The organism is Paraburkholderia dipogonis (assembly GCF_046027395.1).
Taxonomy (GTDB): Bacteria; Pseudomonadota; Gammaproteobacteria; order Burkholderiales; family Burkholderiaceae; genus Paraburkholderia; species Paraburkholderia dipogonis_A.
The window spans coordinates 117,701-136,694 of record NZ_JAQQEG010000009.1 but is presented as its reverse complement, the minus strand read 5'-3'; the positions used below and the strand labels follow the sequence as shown (position 1 = coordinate 136,694).

At 62.9% G+C, this 18,994-nt stretch carries 15 protein-coding genes and 1 pseudogene; 10 read left to right on the top strand and 6 right to left on the bottom strand.

The features are described 5' to 3' along the window. Nucleotides 1-123 precede the first annotated feature (123 nt). From PQR32_RS11570 to PQR32_RS11555, 4 genes and pseudogenes are all read left to right on the top strand, one after another. On the top strand, nt 124-1,689 hold the full coding sequence (locus tag PQR32_RS11570) for an FAD-dependent oxidoreductase (RefSeq protein ID WP_408226018.1): 1,566 nt from the start codon (nt 124-126) through the stop codon (nt 1,687-1,689). Between the two features lie 29 nt (nt 1,690-1,718). Next, on the top strand, nt 1,719-1,901 hold the full coding sequence (locus tag PQR32_RS11565; RefSeq protein ID WP_408226015.1) for a hypothetical protein: 183 nt from the start codon (nt 1,719-1,721) through the stop codon (nt 1,899-1,901). Between the two features lie 99 nt (nt 1,902-2,000). Further along, nucleotides 2,001-2,195, top strand: a complete 195-nt coding sequence (locus PQR32_RS11560) for a hypothetical protein (protein WP_408226012.1) — start codon at nt 2,001-2,003, stop codon at nt 2,193-2,195. Then, nucleotides 2,170-2,553 (top strand): annotated as a pseudogene (locus PQR32_RS11555) (TolC family protein); the annotation flags it as partial. The gene PQR32_RS11560 and the pseudogene PQR32_RS11555, both read left to right, overlap by 26 nt. A 16-nt stretch (nt 2,554-2,569) precedes the next feature. Here the strand turns inward: PQR32_RS11555 and PQR32_RS11550 are convergent. From PQR32_RS11550 to glgX, 3 genes are all read right to left on the bottom strand, one after another. Further along, on the bottom strand, nt 2,570-4,603 hold the full coding sequence (locus PQR32_RS11550; protein WP_408226009.1) for an AI-2E family transporter: 2,034 nt from the start codon (nt 4,601-4,603) through the stop codon (nt 2,570-2,572). 216 nt (nt 4,604-4,819) lie between these two features. Further along, a complete protein-coding gene (locus tag PQR32_RS11545) occupies nt 4,820-4,999 on the bottom strand; it encodes a DUF2934 domain-containing protein (RefSeq protein ID WP_408226006.1) in 180 nt (59 codons plus the stop codon). Between the two features lie 147 nt (nt 5,000-5,146). Next, complete coding sequence (gene glgX, locus PQR32_RS11540) at nt 5,147-7,363, bottom strand: glycogen debranching protein GlgX (protein WP_408226003.1); 2,217 nt, start codon at nt 7,361-7,363, stop codon at nt 5,147-5,149. Nucleotides 7,364-7,634: 271 nt separating this feature from the next. Between glgX and PQR32_RS11535 the strand changes: the two genes are divergently transcribed. Further along, nucleotides 7,635-8,039, top strand: a complete 405-nt coding sequence (locus PQR32_RS11535) for a PRC-barrel domain-containing protein (protein WP_408226000.1) — start codon at nt 7,635-7,637, stop codon at nt 8,037-8,039. A 253-nt stretch (nt 8,040-8,292) separates the two neighbouring features. Here the strand turns inward: PQR32_RS11535 and PQR32_RS11530 are convergent, their stop codons facing one another. The 3 genes from PQR32_RS11530 to PQR32_RS11520 form a co-directional block, all read right to left on the bottom strand. Beyond that, nucleotides 8,293-8,751: a response regulator gene (locus PQR32_RS11530; RefSeq protein ID WP_408226228.1), complete on the bottom strand. Its 459-nt coding sequence runs from the start codon at nt 8,749-8,751 to the stop codon at nt 8,293-8,295. A gap of 370 nt (nt 8,752-9,121) precedes the next feature. Continuing rightward, nucleotides 9,122-10,798 carry an ATP-dependent DNA ligase gene (locus tag PQR32_RS11525; protein WP_408225997.1) on the bottom strand — a complete coding sequence of 559 codons (1,677 nt, stop codon included), beginning with the start codon at nt 10,796-10,798 and terminating at the stop codon, nt 9,122-9,124. Continuing rightward, the gene (locus PQR32_RS11520) at nt 10,795-11,946 is read right to left on the bottom strand and encodes a ligase-associated DNA damage response exonuclease (protein WP_408225994.1); all 1,152 of its coding nucleotides are present in this window, start codon (nt 11,944-11,946) and stop codon (nt 10,795-10,797) included. Before PQR32_RS11520 ends, PQR32_RS11525 begins: the two co-directional genes overlap by 4 nt. Before the next feature lie 246 nt (nt 11,947-12,192). Between PQR32_RS11520 and PQR32_RS11515 the strand changes: the two genes are divergently transcribed. The 5 genes from PQR32_RS11515 to PQR32_RS11495 all read left to right on the top strand — a co-directional run bounded on the left by PQR32_RS11515 (nt 12,193) and on the right by PQR32_RS11495 (nt 18,906). Continuing rightward, entirely contained in the window at nt 12,193-13,095 is a 903-nt protein-coding gene (locus PQR32_RS11515) for a YihY/virulence factor BrkB family protein (RefSeq protein ID WP_408225991.1), read from the top strand. A 139-nt stretch (nt 13,096-13,234) separates the two neighbouring features. Then, entirely contained in the window at nt 13,235-14,038 is an 804-nt protein-coding gene (locus tag PQR32_RS11510; RefSeq protein WP_408225988.1) for an alpha/beta fold hydrolase, read from the top strand. A gap of 4 nt (nt 14,039-14,042) precedes the next feature. Next, nucleotides 14,043-16,373, top strand: a complete 2,331-nt coding sequence (locus tag PQR32_RS11505; RefSeq protein ID WP_408225985.1) for a hybrid sensor histidine kinase/response regulator — start codon at nt 14,043-14,045, stop codon at nt 16,371-16,373. A 127-nt stretch (nt 16,374-16,500) separates the two neighbouring features. After that, nucleotides 16,501-17,604 carry a cell division protein ZapE gene (gene zapE / locus PQR32_RS11500; protein ID WP_408225982.1) on the top strand — a complete coding sequence of 368 codons (1,104 nt, stop codon included), beginning with the start codon at nt 16,501-16,503 and terminating at the stop codon, nt 17,602-17,604. Between the two features lie 216 nt (nt 17,605-17,820). Then, the gene (locus PQR32_RS11495; RefSeq protein ID WP_408225979.1) at nt 17,821-18,906 is read left to right on the top strand and encodes a hypothetical protein; all 1,086 of its coding nucleotides are present in this window, start codon (nt 17,821-17,823) and stop codon (nt 18,904-18,906) included. Nucleotides 18,907-18,994 lie beyond the last annotated feature (88 nt).

The window sequence follows — 18,994 nt, the reverse complement described above, 5'->3', positions numbered from 1 at the left end:
TGGATTGCTGAACCATTGGGAGTTCGGCGACCTGAAAGGCGTACTGCACCGCGGCGTGCCCATGGCGCCGCGCGCCGCCTGCGCTGCTGATTTGCTCATTCCACCGTCCGTGAGGAACCGGCCATGCCCACGACCGCCCAATGCGTCGCTCAGCTCTCGCAATTGCGAACCGACCGCGCTGAACGTGTCGTGGTGAACGACGAGAAGATTCTGCTGGTGCGCGACGGCGACACCGTGCACGCCTATTCCGCCGATTGCCCGCACGCCGGCGCGCCACTCGAAGAAGGCGCGCTATGCCACGGCCGGATCATCTGCCCGTGGCACAAGGGAACGTTCGACGTTGCCACCGGCAACGTGCTCGAACCGCCCGCGCTGGTCGCACTCGACCGTTATCCCGTGGTCGTGACAGGCGACGACGTGATGGTCACGCCGGAAAAACTCCCTCGGCCGACGCGCAATGCCCGCGCGAAAGAACCGCATTACGTGGTGATCGGCGCGGGCGCGGCGGGCGCCGCCGCTTGCGCCGCACTGCGCGAGTGTGACTTTGGTGGCCGCATCACGCTCGTAGGCGATGAGCCGCATGCACCCTACGACCGCACTTCGCTGAGTAAATTTGTCCCTTCCGGTGAAATGACGCCCGCCGACGTGCCGCCGCTTCTCGCGCCAGACTGGCTCGAGCGGCACGAGGTCGAGCGGATTGTCGGGAAAGTTGCGCGGCTCGATGTGCCCGCCCGTACGATTCATTTTGAAAGCGGTGGCGAACTGACTTACGACAGCGCCTTGCTCGCCACGGGCAGCGTGCCGAAGCTTCCCCCGATTCCCGGTGTTGAGCTCGGCGGCGTGCACGTGCTGCGCAGTCTCGACGATGCCGCCGCGCTCGTCGACGCCATTGGCGACGATGCCAGCGCAACCCAGGTCGTCATTCTCGGCAGCAGCTTCATCGGACTCGAAACCGCTTCCTCGCTGCGCAAACGCGGCACGCAAGTGACCGTCATTTCGCCGGAGAAAGTGCCGTTCGCGAGGCAGTTCGGTGAGCGCGCCGGCGCCATGTTCCGCGCGCTTCACGAGCGCAACGGCGTGGTTTTCCATTTCGAAGCAAAGGTCACTTCGCTCGAAGGCGATGAAGGCAACGTGCATCAGGTGATGCTCGAAAACGGCGAGCATGTTGCCGCCGACATCGTGCTGTTGGGCACGGGCGTCGCACCGGCCACGGGTTTTATCGAGGGATTGCCGCTGCAAAAAGACGGCGGCGTGCTCGTCAACGCGGGCATGCAAGCCGCGCCTGGCCTTTACGCGGCGGGTGATATCGCCGTGTTTCCGTTGCATGAAAATCAGGAACCGTTGCGCATCGAACATTGGCGCGTCGCGCAGCAGCATGCGCGTGTTGCCGCGAAAAACATGTGCGGCGCACGTCATCGCTACGTCGGCGTGCCCTATTTCTGGACCTATCACTTCGGCAAGAACTTTGAATATCTCGGCCATGCGAGCGAGTGGGACGAGATCGTGACCGATGGCGAACTCGATACCCAGCAATTCGTCACGCTGTATGTGAAGAACGACAAGGTGGTCGCCGTGCTTGCCTGCGAACGCGAAGCGCAGACCGCGCGCCTGATCGATGCGATGAGAGGCGGCGTGTCGCGCGCGGATGCAATGGCAATCGTCGGCGGCGCATCGTGCGTCACGGAATGAACACCCGGTAACCTGAAGGAGAAAACGCGATGACAGGACACAAGGAAAAGCACCCGAACTCGAACAAGAGCGAAAAGCAGATCGACAAGCAGGTCGAGGATAGCTTCCCGGCCAGCGATCCGCCTTCCACCGGCGGCACCACGAAGATCGTCCCCGACAAGGATGCCGCTTCGAAAGACAAGTCAGCCGCAAAAAAACCGGCTGGGCACTAGGCCTCGCTGACCGAATGTGAACCGCCCGACGCACTGCTGACGGGCGGTTTTCTCCACTTCTGCAATTGCAACCCCTCTGGACGACGGGACTGAATCGCCATGTCAGACGAGACCGCCTCCGCTCAAGACGAGCAAGACCAGGACGAACACAACGACAGCAAAGACAGCAAGTCCGACGATCGACAGGACGATAGCATCCTGACCACGCTTGCCGTGATGCAACTGGTGGAAGACCCGCCGTGGAAAAAGCGCATCGGTTTCCAATTGACGGCTCTCGAAAGCGCAGCAAGCTGAAGCGGCACTCGATTACCGGAAAACCGTGCTGATGGCGCTGCGCGACGTGGACAACGCGCTGGTGGTGTATCGCACCGATCAGGCGCGGCGCGATTCCCTCGGCGAAAGCGTCGCCGCGCAGCAGGCGGCCTTCGATCTTGCGCGGGACAGTTATCGCAAAGGGATTACGAGCTTCATCAATGTGCTGGATGCGGAGCGGTAATTGGCGCAGGCTCGCCAGCAATATGCTCAAGGGACCATGCAGGTGAGCACCGACCTCGTGTCTTTGTACAAGGCGCTGGGCGGCGGGTGGCAGAGTGATGCCGGTGCGTCGGCCACGCCCGGCCACGTCGCATCAAGGTGGCTGATGCCGAGGTGAATTCGTGCCGCGCTAACTAGCTGCTGACCACGAGCGGCAGCTCTTCCTCGGTGCGGGTTCTGGCCGTCTCGACACGCCGGCAAGCAGCGAGGATTTCCTGCAATGAGGTGGCATAACACTCCGCCCCCATCGCGCTTTGCAGATCCGCGCTCCACTTCTCCGTATCTTCCGCCGCCCACAATCCGACGACGATCGACACGTTCGGCAATCGTGCGCGAATGCGCCTGACCAGATAGCGCAAATGCGACGGGATGCCGTCAATCTGCAAGTAGAGGATACAGACGATGCCGACATCGTCCGCATCGAGTTGATCGATCGACGCGCGCGATGCGGCCTCATGCGGCAATGCGCGCGACGTGAAGCCGTGCTTGCCGAGCAACTGCAACAGGATCGTTATCGCCAATGCGTCGAGCGGGCCGCGTCCGGGAATGCACAACACCCGGTTGCTGGCTGCGAGTGGCGACTGGTCTGTTGCACGTTCTTCTCTCGAATTGCCTGGAGAAACGGGCCGCGTATTCGCCGGTTGAGCTTGTGCATCGTTGGAAGTGTCAGAAACTGAGGGCGCCAACGGTCCGACCGCACTCCACTCTTCTTCCGCCGCGGACCTGACTGGCTCGCGGTCGTCGTAGCCGTCGAGACCGTCCACGAGATCGTTCGTCGTCGCCTCGATGCGTGCAAGCTGCGCGCTCGTGACGCTACCGCGTACGACGTCGTTGGCCGCGAGCTGCAAGCCCTTGATCGCGACCTCGTCGTAGTACGCCGACAATGAGCGCTCACGCAGCAAGGCTTCCGCTTGCTCGATCGCCTCATCCGGGTCGCCGGCCAACGCACGTTGGTAGAAGTTTTCGACGGGCGTCAGCGCCGGCTGGTCGCCCAGCAGCACGTCGAGAAATTCCAGACGCCGCACATGCCGCCCGAGCACGAGCAGGCAAAGCGTCAACGGTGTCGACAGAATCAGTCCTATCGGCCCCCAGATCCAGCTCCAGAAAATTGCGGCCACCACCACCGAAAACGGCGAGAGCCCCGTGCTGCGCCCATACAGCAGCGGTTCGACGACCTGCCCCACCAACAACTCCACGGTGGCGAACAGTGCCAACGACCAGATCGCCATCGCCCAGCCGGGACTCACGGCGGCGGCGAGCGCGGTGGCCAGCGTCGCCGAGATCCAGATGCCGACGTAAGGCACGAGCCGCAGCAACGCCGCGAGAATGCCCCACAGAATCGGACTCGGCACGCCGATCATAAAAAGCCCCGCGCCGATCACCACGCCGACGCCCGCGTTCAGGCCAAGTTGCGACACGAAGTAACGGCTCAGACGGCGCGCGGCTTCATCCATCACCGTGGTCGTGCGATGCAGATCGCGCGAGCCGAACAGACGAATTGCGCGGTCGCGCAGATCGTCGCGTTGCAGCAGGATCACGATCATCACGACGAAAACGATAAACGCTGTTTCGAGCGGACTGATTGCCGGCGACAACACGCGCCTCGCGAGTTCGAATGGCGTCGGCACTGGCTCGCGCACTTCGACGGGCACGGCGGCGGGGGCACTGGCCGTGGTGTGCGCACTGCCACGAGACGCCGGGCCGGCCTGCGGTGCGGGTTGCGGCGGCTCGACCGTCGCGCGTTGCAGCGCCTGGCCGGCCGCGCTGGCAAACCGGTTCAGTTTGCCAATGGTCAGGCTGTGCGCCGTTTCCATCTTCTGCTCGATGGTCGCCTGATAGCGTGGCATGCCGGCCGCAAGATCGGACAGTTGCGTGGCGATCACCACGCCGAGCATCCCGATCACCGACACCGAGATCACCACCGCGGCGAACACGGACGCCACGTGACCGAGCCGCAAACGCGTGAGCGCATCGGCGAGCGGCGCGACGAGGAAGCTGAGCAGGATGGCGAGCGTCATCGGAATCAGCACGGCGCTCGCGAAGTACAGGCAAGCGACCACCGTGACGCCCACGGCAAGCGCGATCAGGCTGTCGAGGCCGAAGGCTGTGGCCGGAGCTTGAATGTGGGTGCCCGGCCTCACGCCGCGCGGTTCAGGTATGTCCTTCATTTGCGAATGATCTGTCCGGGTCCGTTCGGTTCCTGCTTGGCGGTTCCTGCTTTGGCCAGGCGCGACAGATCAGGCGAGTTGCGTGCGCCGATCGCGTCGACGTCCCAACCCGCTGCGGCGCCTCGCTGATACGTTCAACCTTTTATTCAATTTGCCTGCTTGGCTGCCGCCGCCGGCGTGCCGACGGGATAGCGTGCTTACGACGGGATAGCGCGCTTACTTCACCGGCTCTCCGGCAACCGGCCCACTTTCCACCGGCGGTGCTTCCTTCTCTATCTCGGCGCGTGCCTGGTCCCAATACTCGTCAGGCGTGCCTTTCGGATCGTCTGCCTGCTCCCACAGGTAATAAGCGCGCATGCGAATCTGTTCCTCTACAGAGGTTTGTTCCTGTTCCATTTGATCACCTCGGTTAAACCTGGCGTGGGCCGATATCGGCTGCGCTGCGCGTTCTCCGCAAAGAGCGGCATGGCGCGCAGTCCCTTGCAATCGAGCAAGTGCTATTCCCGGCAACGCAGGCTCGACGGCATTTGACACCTCGGTCCGTCAGGCTTCGGCGGAGGGTTCGCTTTCGTCAGTGGTGAGCTGCTCTTCGAGGCGGTCGAATACACGCTGCGTCGCGCGGTTCGGTGCGTCGAGCGCGAACAGCAGCAGCGAACGTCCCGTCACCTGATACGCGTCGCCGGCGCTGAACAGCGGCAACTCGGAGCGCACTGGCATATTGGTATCGAGCAGGCAGGTCCACTGATCGCCCTCGGGAATATCGGGCAACGTGAAGTTGACGACATCGTGATGCGCATTCAGCACCAGCAGCAAGGTCGCGTCCGAGGCCGGGCGGCGAATGCCGCTTGCCTGCGCACGGCCGTCGATCACGAGGCCGAAGCAGCGCATCGACGGATCGTCCCACTGCTCCTGCGAGAGATCCGTGCCGTCCGGCGAGAGCCAGCGTGCGTCAGTCACGTCCAGCGCCTCGTTGTATTCGCCGATGATAAAGCGGCCACGCCGCAATACCGGCAGACGGTGGCGCAACGTGGTCAGATTCTTGACGAATTCGATGAGCGCGCGGCCGTCGTCGTCGATGGCTTCCCAGTCCACCCAGCTGATTTCGTTGTCCTGGCAGTAGGCGTTGTTGTTGCCCTTCTGCGTGCGGCCGAATTCGTCGCCCGCGAGAATCATCGGCGTGCCTTGCGAAAGCAGCAACGTGGCCAGCAGATTGCGTTTCTGGCGCTCGCGCTGCTGACGGATTTCCGCGTCGTCGGTTGGACCTTCGACGCCCATGTTCCAGGACTTGTTGTCCGAGTGGCCGTCGTTGTTGTCCTCGCCGTTGGCGTCGTTGTGTTTGTCGTTGTACGAGACCAGATCGTTGAGCGTGAAGCCGTCGTGCGCGGCGATGAAGTTCACGCCGGCCCACGGGCGGCGGCCGCGATGGTTGAACTTGTCGCCCGAACCGGTGAGGCGCGTGGCGAGATCGGCGACCTTGCCTTCGTCGCCCTTCCAGTACTCGCGCACCGTGTCGCGAAAGCGGTCGTTCCACTCGGCCCAGCCGGGCGGAAAGCCGCCGACCTGATAGCCGCCTGGGCCGCAGTCCCACGGCTCGGCAATCAGCCGCACGCTCGAAAGCACCGGGTCCTGCCGGCAACTGTCGAGGAAACCGCCGCCCTCGTCGAAGCCGTGCAGTTCGCGGCCGAGAATCGTAGCGAGATCGAAACGGAAACCGTCCACCTTCATTTCCGTGACCCAGTAGCGCAAGCTGTCGGTCACCATCTGCAGCACGCGCGGATGCGACAGGTTCAGCGTGTTGCCGGTGCCGGTATCGTTGATGTAATAGCGCGACTCATCGGGCATCAGCCGGTAGTACGACGCGTTGTCGATGCCCTTGAACGAGATCGTCGGGCCACGCTCGTTGCCTTCCGCGGTGTGGTTGTAGACCACGTCGAGAATGACTTCGAGATTGTTGTTGTGAAAGCGGTCCACCATCTCCTTGAACTCGCCCACTGAATCGATGGACGACGCGAAGAAGCGCGGATCGGCTGCAAAGAAGCCGATGGTGTTGTAGCCCCAGTAGTTGGTGAGGCCCTTCTCCAGCAGATAACTGTCGTTCACGAAGGTCTGGACCGGCATCAGTTCGACCGACGTCACGCCGAGGTTCCTGATGTAGTCGAGCACGACCTGTTGCCCGAGTCCGGCGAACGTGCCGCGCAGATTTTCCGGTACTTCTGGATGCCGCTTGGTAAATCCGCGCACATGGGTTTCATAAAAAATCACGCGCTCCCACGGCAGCGCATTGCGTTCGGGATGACTCCACGAGAAATTGGCGTCGACCACCTTGCACTTGGGCACGAAGGGCGCGCTGTCGCGCTCGTCGAAGGACAGATCGCCCTCCTCGGAATCCAGCGTATAGCCAAAGATTTCCGGCGCCCATTTGAGCTCGCCGATATGTGCCTTCGCATACGGATCGAGCAACAGCTTGTTCGGATTGAAACGATGGCCCTTCTCCGGTTCATAAGGGCCGTGCACACGATAACCGTAAACCGCGCCCGGCTTGAGGTTCGGCACGAACACATGCCACACCTCGTCGGTGTATTCCGGCAGTTCGATGCGTTCGATTTCGTTTTCGCCGGTTTCATCGAACAGACACAGTTCGACCTTGGTGGCGTGCGCCGAAAACAGCGCGAAATTGACACCGCTTCCGTTCCATGTCGCGCCAAGCGGAAAAGGCGTGCCTTCCGAGATGCGCGTCGAGTAATGGGCCTGGGATGACATAGGGGTTCCTGTGGAAGCAAGAGGCGCTGAAGCGCGTGTTTTAGTGTAGCCAGTGGATCAGTCGATGCAGGGGTTTCCGTCCGCATGCAATGTTCCAGCGGAACGTCAAACAGCAAGCCCGCTGATTTAGCAAGTTCCGGACCTGAAAGGATTGGCGTGGGTATTTGCGCTGCGCGGCACAACTCTTGCAGCAAGCAAGGCAAAAGCTCACTCAATGAGGCGGCGCAGTACACGAAGAGCGCCGGACATGTCATCAGGGAGAACAACCATCATGCAACGAATACAGATCAAATCAGTGGCCGCCACCGCCCTGTTCCTTGCCACGCTGGCGTCGTACGGCAATGCGTACGCTCAGGGCGCGCCGCAGGCTATTACGGAAAGACGTACGGACGTGGTTCAACTCGCAAGCGGCTACCGCGCGTCGAAGTTGAGTGGCGCCGATGTCTATAACAAGAACAAGGACACTATCGGCACGCTGGACGATCTGATCGTCTCGCCAAGTGGAGACCGCAGTACGTACGCGATCCTCTCGGTAGGCGGATTTCTGGGCATGGGCAAACATCTGGTCGCCGTGCCGTTCAACGACTTACAGATCAATAACCGGCGGGTGGTGCTGCCTGAAGCGACCAAGAAGTCCCTCGAGGCGCTGCCTGAGTTCAAGTACGCGCCGGATTGAGCGGGTTCACGATTCGATTGACCGGTTGTAAGGAACTGGCCTTGCAGACCGGTTAGTTGCGCCGCTATCTGTAGCAGGCCAACCATCCGGCACGGCGATATATTCAATAAACCTAAATAATTTGCGTGCCGCTCAAATCCCGGTACAGCAAACCAGTCATTGAGCCACACCTTCCACACTATGCATCTGCTTCAATCTGCCGCCAATTCCATAGTCGCCGCATGGAGAATTTCTTTCAAAGCTCACGCGGCCTTTACGGCGGCCCGGCCGCATGAAGCGCCGCCGCCGATTCGAGCACCCGCAACAGACGCTCGGGCGTCAGTGGCTTCGCGCAATGCGCGTCGAAACCAGCGGCCTTGGCACGTGCCCGGTCGTCACGCGAGGCGAACGCGGTGCACGCCACCAGCAACATATGCGAAGTCGAAGGATGGGCACGCAGGCGCCGCGCCAGTTCCAGGCCATCCAGGCCCGGCATCTTGATGTCCAACACCACTGCGAACGGCTGCCATTCGTGGGCCATCGCGCACACGGCAAATGGATCCTCGAGCGCGCGGCACTCGAAGCCGTCGGCAGTCAGCAACATCTGCAATGCCTCTGCCGCTTCCCGGTAATCGTCCACCACGAGGACGCGCCGGTGCGAGGCCATCGCATACTGGATAGGCCGCCACACTACGACGTCTTCGTTATCGTCCATCCGGTCGTCGAACGTCACCATCTTCTCCTTGGCTTTTTCCGTGCGCCACTTGCGGGCACTTCGGAACACGGGCGCAAGATTCGCTCCTGACGCGCAGACAAAACTCACCGTTCGCCAGACGATGGCTTCTGTTTGCGTCGCGCCGCGCTTGCAGCGCCACGGCGTACGCCTTACCTCACCACCATAGCTCACGCAATAAAACGCCGCTGGTTGATTTAAGTTCGTGGAGGCAGTGTGAACGACGTTCGCGCGTCGACGAGACGCACTTGCGCCGTGCAGGCCGCACTTGTCGCGTGCGCTGGATGGCACGCCTTGAGGCTAACATCGATAACGCAGGAATCCTGTCGAGAAAAACCCGGCACCCTTTTAGGGATTTGTACTCAGCGGGTTATCCCGCACGATCGTCGATGAAGCCCTTGAGCATCGCCAGCGTATCGGCGTCGTCGATATGTTTGTCGGTGCGCCAGCGCAGCATGCGCGGGAAGCGCACCGCCACGCCGGATTTATGACGCGGACTCGCCTGAATGCCCTCGAAGCCGATTTCGAATACCAGGGTGGGCGTCACACTGCGCACAGGGCCGAACTTTTCGATCGTGGTCTTGCGAACGATTGCATCCACCTGACGCATTTCTTCATCAGTCAGACCGGAATAAGCCTTGGCGAATGGCACCAGGGTGCGCACGCCGTTCGCTTCGTCCCATACCGCGAAGGTGAAATCGGTGTAGAGACTCGCACGGCGGCCGTGTCCGCGTTGCGCGTAAAGCAGCACGGCATCGACTGCATAAGGATCGATCTTCCATTTCCACCATGTGCCTGAAGCTTTGGTGCGGCCCACGCCGTACATCGATTCACGTTGTTTGACCATCAGCCCTTCCACGCCGCGCGACCGGCTTTCGTCACGCAGCGCCGCGAGCGCCTGCCAGTCCGCAGCGCGCACTAGCGGCGACACACGCAGCAGATCGCGCGCGAGCGTGCCGTCGATGGAAACGGCCAGCGCATCCAGTTGCGCGCGCCGCTCGGCGAGCGGCGTCATGCGCAGATCCTTGCCGTGCGCTTCGAGCAGATCGTAAGCGAGCAGCGTGGCGGGCGAATCGGCGAGGATTTTTTTAGTCAGCGTTTTGCGTGCAATGCGTGGTTGCAGCCGCGCGAACGGCAATGGCGCGGTGGCGCCTGGCTCCCACGCGAGAATCTCTCCGTCGATCACGCAGCCGTCGGGCAACGCTTCACCCAACGACGCCACTTCGGGGAATCGATCCGTGATCAGGTCCTCACCGCGCGACCACAACCAGACGCGTCCACCGCGTTTGACGAGTTGCGCGCGAATGCCGTCCCACTTCCATTCGATCTGCCATTGCGACGGATCGCCGAGCGTCGCCGGATCGGCCTGCAACGGATGCGCGAGAAAGAACGGATACGGCAGGCCGAGGTCGCTCTCCTGCTGGTGCTCGCCGGGCTGCGTCTCGTCGCCTGTCGCTTCGGGTGCGATCAAGCGCAGATAGCGCGCGGCATCGGGCTTCTGTTGCGAGTCGGTCCAACCGACCATGCGTTGCGCGATCCGTTTATGATCGACGCCCGCTACTTCCGCAAGCGCCCTCACCACCAGTTGCCGCGCGACGCCGACCCGAAACCCGCCGCCGATCAGTTTGGTCAGCAGAAAGCGGCCGCCCCAATCGAGCTCGTCCCAGTAGCTGATCAAACGCGTGCGCAACTCTTCCGGCGCCACGCCACGCAGGGTCAGCACGCGTTGCTCGATCCATTGCGTGAGACCCAGTTCGGAACTGCGTTGCGCGGGCGGCAGGATATGGGCGATGGTTTCGGCGAGGTCGCCCACCGCGTGATAGGACTCCTCGAATAACCACGCCGGCAAACCGGCGCGCTCGCGGGCAATCTCGGTCAATAATCGCGTCGGCACCGACTGGCGCGGTTTGCCGCCGGCGAGAAAATACGATGCCCACGCCGCATCTTCCGGCTCGGCTACGGCGAAGTAGCTCGTGAGCGCTTCGAGTTTGTCGTGCGTGGACGTGGTCGCGTCAAGCGCGGTGTAGAGGGCGGCGAAGCGTTTCATGCGCGGCTCGACGGGTCGGCAGCATTGGCCGTGTCATCAGTGGAGGCGTCGTGCTCGGCGGCCTGTTCGAACTCGAGCGGCACGTTGTCCGTCGTGGCTGTTTCATCCGCACCTGCGGCGTCGGCTTCGACCGTATCGTCGCCATATTGCGTTTCAAACGCGCCAGCCTCGAGGCCTTGCTCACGCAACCAGCGCACCATCGGCTCGACCGAGCCATGCGTCACGATCACGCGTTCGGCACCTGTCGCCTGAATGGCTGTTTGCAAGCTGGGCCAATCGGCGTGATCCGACAGCACGAAGCCACGGTCGACGCCACGCCTGCGGCGCGCGCCACGCAGACGCATCCAGCCCGACGCGAACCCATCGCTATAGTCGCCGAAGCGCTTGAGCCATGCGCTGCCCTGCGCGGATGGCGGCGCCACGATCAACGCCTGCCGGAACGCTGCCTTGTCCTTGACCGGTATCTCGCTCACGAGACGCACCGGCGGCAAGCGCACGCCAGCGTCCCGATACGCGCGATTGAGCGGCTCCACAGCGCCGTGACAGAAGATCGGCCCAATGCCGGCGTCGACGCTCGCCAGCACGCGCTGCGCCTTGCCGAACGAATAGCAGAACAGCACGGACGCGCGTCCTTCGGCAGCGTTATGACGCCACCACGAATCAATACCGTCGAACACGGCTTGCGGCGCGTCCCATCGATAGATCGGCAGGCCGAAGGTCGACTCGGTAATGAAGGTATCGCAGCGTACCGGCTCGAAGGCATCGCAGGTCGGGTCGGGGTCGAGCTTGTAGTCGCCCGATGCCACCCATACGCGCCCCTGATGTTCGATCCGCAGTTGCGCCGAGCCGAGCACATGCCCCGCGGGATGCAGAGACACCGTCGTGCCGTTGAGATCGAGCCGCTCGCCATACGCCAGGGTTTGCAGTGAGATGCCGGGCAAACGCGACAGCAGCACGTCCGCCCCCGCTTGCGACGCGAGGTAATGCCGATGCCCGAAGCGCGCGTGATCGGAATGCGCGTGCGTAATCGCCGCGCGTTCGACGGGACGCCACGGATCGATATAGAAGTCGCCGGGCGGGCAATATAACCCCTCGGGCCGTGCCACCACCAGGTCCGCGAGATCTGCTTCGTCAGAGGCTATAGTCAATGGCGGTTCCGGAGAAATGTCGATATGACAGAGGACGTCTCCATACAGGTTGAAGCATGTCGATGCAACGCCGATACAGCCGCCAAGCAAACTGCATTCCTGGCACGCACGAACAAATCGGCGTATCAGCGAGAAACGGCAATGCCAACGTGGCTGCATTCTTGCTTGAGTATGCATGAGCGACAAGGTGAGCGCGTCGGCAAAGCCGGCATTCCAGCAGGCCAGCCACGTGCGCTGTGAGGTCCCATGCAATTCATCATCGACGACCACGCGTTATATGTGGCGAAACATCCCGGCACATTCGTACTGCAAACCTTGAAGGCATTTCGCGCCAATCAGGGCTTGCTACTCGCGGGCGCGGTCGCGTATTACGCGTTGCTGTCGATCGTGCCGCTCATGATCCTGATCGTGATCGCCCTGTCGCGCTTCGTGCCCCAACATGTTTTACTCGCGGCGCTCGCGCATCTATTGCAATGGCTGGTGCCGGGTCAGTCGAATGCGCTGGTGCGCGAGTTGGCCAATTTTCTCGCGCATCGCGCGGTGATCGGCTGGGTCTTGCTGCTGACGATGATCTTCTTCAGTTCGCTGGCCTTCACCGTGCTCGAGAATGCGATGTCGCTAATTTTCGTCCACCGCGTGGTGGTCAGGCGACGGCACTTCCTGCTCTCGGCGATGCTGCCGTATTGCTACATTCTGTGTCTCGGCGTGGGCCTGCTGATCGTCACCTTCGTGTCGAGCGGACTCGAGGCGATCGGCGCCGAAGGCATCGATCTGTTCGGGCTGCATGTTTCGTTGCAGGGCCTCTCGCGCGTCGTGCTGTATCTGCTCGGCCTCGCGGGCGAGGTGTTCGTGCTGACCTCGATCTATATGGTGATGCCCGTCGGGCGCCCTTCGCTCAAACATGCGCTGTTCGGCGGCGTGGTCGCCGCGGTGCTGTGGGAGATTACGCGGCACGTGCTGGTCTGGTATTTCGCGACGCTCTCGCAAGTCAGCGTGGTGTACGGGTCGCTGACCATGGCCATCGTGATCCTGTTCAGCCTGGAATGGCTGGCGACATTGCTGCTGCTCGGGGCTCAGGTGATTTCGCAATACGAACGATTCGGAAGCGAGCCGCTCCAGGCATCGCAGCCTGAAATCAAGACCGAGTGAGTGCTCGCCGCGATGCGCCTTACGGCACGGCGGCATGGCTTAACGGCAAGACTGGGGTAACATTCTCCTGAATACCGGCCGAGGCGCACGCCTGGCGTAACCGCCGCTGCCACCCCGGCAGGCTTCAGGACCCGACACAATGAGCATCACCCAGCGCAACAACATAAAGATTTCCGGCAACGGCAAACGGACCATGGTGCTGGCGCACGGCTTCGGTTGCGATCAAAGCATGTGGCGCTACCTCGCACCGTCGTTTCATGACGAATACCGGACCGTGGTGTTCGATCACGTCGGCAGCGGCTCGTCGGATCTGAGCGCCTACGACATCGACAAGTACGACTCGCTGTACGGGTACGCCAGCGATCTGATCGAGATCATCCGCGAAGTTGCCGACGGTCCGGTGGTGTTCGTCGGCCACTCGGTCAGCGCGATGATCGGCCTGATCGCGAGTCTCAAGGCGCCGCAACTCTTCTCCGCGCATATCATGGTGGGCCCGTCGCCGTGCTACGTGAACGACGGCGACTACGTCGGCGGCTTCTCGCGCGACGACATCGAAGACCTGCTGCGCACCCTCGAAAGCAACTACCTCGGCTGGTCGAGCACGATGGCGCCGGCCATCATGGGCGCGCCGGAGCAGCCTGAACTGGGCGTCGAACTGACCAACAGTTTCTGCCGCACCGATCCCGAGATCGCACGGCAATTCGCGCGCGTCACGTTTCTCTCCGATCATCGCGCGATACTGTCGCGCGCCACCACGCCCACGCTGATTCTGCAATGTAGCGACGACATCATCGCGCCATGCGCGGTCGGCGAATACCTGCACCGCATGATCCCTGGCAGCACGCTCCATCTCATCGAGAACGTCGGCCATTGTCCGCACCTGAGTTCACCGGGCGCAAGCGCGGCCGCGATGAACGCCTTTCTCGGGCCGATGAGCCTGTAGCACGATGCACAGCACGGACCGCCCGCTGCCCTCAGCCGACGCGTTGTTCGAGCACGCCGCCTGCGGCCTGCTCGTCACCGATGCCAACGGCCGCATTCTGCGCGTGAACGCGACCTTCTGCGGCTGGCTCGGCTATGAGACCGCGGAGCTTGCCGGGGTGAGGCAAATCCAGGACCTGCTGAGCACGGGCGGCAAGGTGTTCTACCAGACCCATTGGGCGCCGCTCCTGCAAATGCAGGGTTCGGTGGCCGAGGTCAAGCTGAACATGATGCATCGCGACGGCCACATGGTGCCGATGCTGCTCAACGCGGTGCGCCGCCGTCATGACGACGTGACTTACCTCGAAGTGGCGGTGCTGATCGTCGCCGACCGTCATAAGTATGAGCAGGAGTTGCTGCTCGCGCGGCGCAATGCCGAGGCGTCGGTGGCCGCGCATCAGCTCGCGCAGCGGGAGTTGCAGGAAAGCCGCGACGTGTTGAGTCTCGCCATGCGCGGCGCGCGCATGGGCGCGTGGTCGCACGAGCCGAAGTCGGGCAAGTTCTGGTGGAGCCGCGAACTCGAAGCGCTCGCGGGCTATGCCGAAGGCCGCTTTGCCAACACGCCCGGCGGCTTTTTCGAACTGATTCATCCGGGCGATCTGGTCGCGCTGAACGAGGCAGTGGACCACGCGGTGGAAACCGGTGACGACTATGTCGCCGAGTTCCGCTTTCTGCACGCGAGCGGCGACTGGTGCTGGATGGAAGGCCGCGGGCGCGCCACTTATGACCGCCACGGCGAGCCGCTGATGATCTACGGCCTCGGCATCGACATCACCGAACGCAAGGAAGCGCAGACGGTCCTGCTGCGCCAGGCCGCGATCTTCGAGCACCTGAGCGACGCGATCGTGATCACCGACCTGCGCGGCAATATCACCGACTTCAACGTGGGCGGCGAACGCATGCTGGGTTATCGCATGCGCGAGATTCTCGGCAAGCCGGTCGCGCTCTTCCTGCCGCCGGAAGAGGCGTTGAACATTCGCCGGGAAACGCTCGCGGCGCTCGCCGCCGAAGGCACATGGCGCGGCGAGTTGCCCTTCGTGCGGCGCGACGGTTCGCGCGGCGTGTGCGAAACCGTGGTCAAGCCGCTTGTGAACGCGCGCGGCGATATTTACGGTGCGGTCAGCATCAATCGCGACATTACCGAGCGCCGGCGCGCCGAGCGGCAACTCACGCGACTGAATCTCGAACTCTCGAAGGCCGATCGCCGCAAGGACGAATTTCTCGCCACGCTCGCACACGAACTGCGCAATCCGCTTGCGCCGATGCGCAACGTGCTCGAAATTCTGCGCCTGAAGGAGTTTGCCGATCCACAATTGAACTGGTCGCGCGACGTGTTCGACCGGCAACTCCAACACATGACACATCTCGTCGACGATCTGCTGGAAGTTTCGCGCATCACCCAAGGCAAGCTCGAGTTGCGCAAGCAACGTCTCGAACTGGCGCGCGCCATGCAATCGGCAATGGAAGCGGCGCGGCCGACCGTGCAGGCCTCGTCGCATCATCTGAGCGTGACGCTGCCACGCGAGCCGCTCTATCTGGTCGCCGATCCCACGCGCCTGTCGCAGATGATCCTGAATCTGCTGAACAACGCTGCCAAGTACACGCCGCCCGGTGGCAGCATTTCACTCGCCGCGGAACGCGAGGGCGATGAAGCGGTGATCGTCGTGCGCGATTCCGGCATCGGCATTCCGGGCGAGCATCTGAACAGCGTATTCGAAATGTTCTCGCAACTCGCGCCGGCGTTGGACCGCTCGCAAGGCGGGCTCGGCATCGGCCTCGCGCTGGTGCGCGGCCTCGCGGAACTGCACGGCGGCACCGTCGCGGCCTTCAGCGAGGGGCCCGGCAAAGGCAGCGAGTTCGTGATCCGGCTGCCGCTGACGAAAGGCGCGTCGCTGCCGTCCGACAGCGCGCCGGCCGAGGCGCCGCACGCGGCCGGCCTGCGCGTCGTGATCGTCGACGATAACGCGGACGCCGCCGACAGCCTCGCGATGGTGCTCGAGCTCGAAGGCCACCAAGTGCGCACGGCGGGCGACGGTATCGCCGGTCTTGAACTGATCGGCGCCTTCGCGCCGCAGGCGGTGATTCTCGACATCGGCTTGCCGAGTCTGAACGGCTATGAAGTGGCGCGGCGGATTCGCCACGATTACCAGGACGCCAACATAGTGCTGATTGCCGTGACCGGCTGGGGCCAGCAGCAGGACAAGCAGACGGCCGTGGCCGCCGGCTTCGACTATCACTTCACGAAACCGGTCGATCCAGGCGAGTTGCAACGGGTGTTGAGCCGGCAGCGGGTATGAGCGCTGAGCGCGCCTTGTTAAACTGACGCGATTTCCGCCCGCCGCCCCTTTATGCCCATCGACACCGCTGCCGCATTCGCCGACACCTCTTGCGAAATCGTTTCGCCGCGCACCGGCACGCCCGCCGATGCTTGACGACGCTCAGGTCACGCGCACCCTCGCCGCACGCGGCATCGTGCCCGACGCAAGCCAGCGTGAAGCGATCGCCGCGCTCGTCACACTGCTCGGCGCGAATGGCCGGCGCGCGCGGTCCAACTCGCCGACGGCGCATCAGGGCGTGTATTGCCACGGACTGCCCGGGCGCGGCAAGAGTCTGATGGTCGATACCGTGTTCGAGCTGGCGGCGTGCCGCAAGCGGCGTCTGCACTTCCACGAATTTCTGCGTGAGATGAACCGGCGGCTCGTGAGCGAACCGCGCGGCGACGACCGGCTCGGCTCGGTCTCGCGGCAATGGCTCGACGGCACCGAGTTGCTGTGCTTCGACGAATTCCACGTGCACGATATCGCCGACGCGTTCCTGATGGGCCGCTTTCTCGACACTGCAATCGGTCTCGGCACACGCATCGTGCTCACCTCGAACTATGCGCCGGACGGCCTGCTATCCGACCCGGAGTTTCACGAGCGCTTTCTGCCGACCATCGAGCAGATCAAACGCTGCTTCACCGTGATTCATTTCGACGGCGCGCGCGACTATCGTTTCGGCGGTGAAGAAGCGCAAGTGCCGCACTTCTTCGCGCCGCTCGATGTCGCCAACCGTGAAGCGATGCGCCAGATTTTCGTGCGCTACGAAGGCAGCGAAACGCTGGATCCGGTCATGGTGAGCGCCGCGGGCCGCCCGCTTGCCGCACGCGCGGCGGGCGCGGCATTGCTGTGGGTGGACTTCGAGAATCTGTGCGTGGCGAGCCGCTCGCATCTCGACTATCTGGATCTCGCCGAGCAATGGCATGGTCTGATTCTCGATAATCTGCGCACCGAATGGCTGACCCAACCTCACACGCTGCAACGGCTGATCTGGCTGGTCGATATCTTTTATGACCGCAAGCGTGCGCTGTTCATCGCGTCGGATGAACCGATCGAGGCGGCGCTCAGCGGTCTGGAAGGCGCGCACGATCTGTCGCGCACGCTGAGCCGGCTCGCCGAAATGCAATCGCGCGCTTATCGCAACACGCTCGACGGAACGGGCGAGGTTTCGGCGAACACGCCGGCAGATGCGGTGGACGGTTCCTCGTAAAGGTGCCAGGCCGGCAACTGACGTGCGTATTCTGCAAATCTTGCAAAACAATCGCAAATCCTGCTCGTTATAAAGTCGCAACCTTCGCGCGAAAAGCCCGCGATTCATCGGATGAAACGGCAACCGGCGCCTCCATTCCGCCATTCGGGAATAGGACCTGCTACCGCCGTTGCGGGCTCATTCTTCAGCGGATAGCGTTCCGCTCTTCCCGTTCTCATGATCAGAACCGCTTCTGTTGCCGCGGCTTTGTGCGCGGCCTGCCTCACTTCCGCCTGCGTTCACATCGGACCATCCCGCCTCAAAGCCGACCAGGTCGACTATGCGCGCGCCCTCGGCGACGCGAAGAAACGCGAGATTCTCGCCGCCGTGGTCGGGTTGCGGTACGGCGACGCGCCCGCGTTCCTGACGGTCAGCAGCATCATCGCCGCCTATACGTTCGACGCCACCGCCGGCGCCACGGCTAACGTCGGCTCGGGCAGCCAGCCGAACTACGCGCTCGCGACAGGCAGCGTTTCGTATTCGAATCACCCGACCTTCACCTTCACGCCGACCACGGGCGAAGCCTTCGCCTCGGCGTACATTCGCCCGCTTGCGCCGTCGCTGGTGCTGCCGCTTGCCGAAGGCGGCATTCCGATCGATCTGCTGTTGCGCATCACCGCGCAGTCGGTCGGCGGCTTGCAGAACGGCAATGCGCTCGGCGGTGAAAACAGCGCGGGCGCGCCGGGTTTCTTCGAACTGTTGCAAGCGCTGCGGCGCCTGCAACTGGCCGGTGAACTGAATGTCGAGTCGCGTCAGGCAGACGGCAAAAACGGGACGATGGGCGTGTACCTGGTGATGGGCGCGACCACCAGCGGCGAGTCGCCGGCCACGGCGGCGGATCTTGCCCGCGTGCGCAAACTGCTGCATCTGTCATCGACTACGCGGACCTATGAGATCGTCTACGGGCCGTCGTCGGCATCGCAAAAGGGCGACAAGATTCCGATGGTGACGCGCTCCGTGCTCGGCATCCTGACCGACCTCGGCGCTCAGGTGCAGGTGCCGGTCGAGCGTATCAGCGATGGCTCGACCAAGCCGACCGTCGGCCTGATCGGCGGCGAGACGCGGCCGACCATCATCGTGCACTCGGGCAAGACACCGCCTGAGAACGCCTACGTGATGATCGCGTACGGACCGTCGACCTATTGGGTCGATCGCAACGACTTCGACTCGAAATATGCCTTTACGGTCGTGCAGAATCTGATGGCGCTGGCGGAAACCGATACGAGCAGCAAGGCGCCGGTGGTGACGATTCCGGCGAATTGATCGTGCGATAGCAGCGGCCCGTCAATCCGCGGCGGCGAATAGAAAAACCGGCGGCTCTCATCAAGCCGCCGGCTCGTTACTGCGCAAC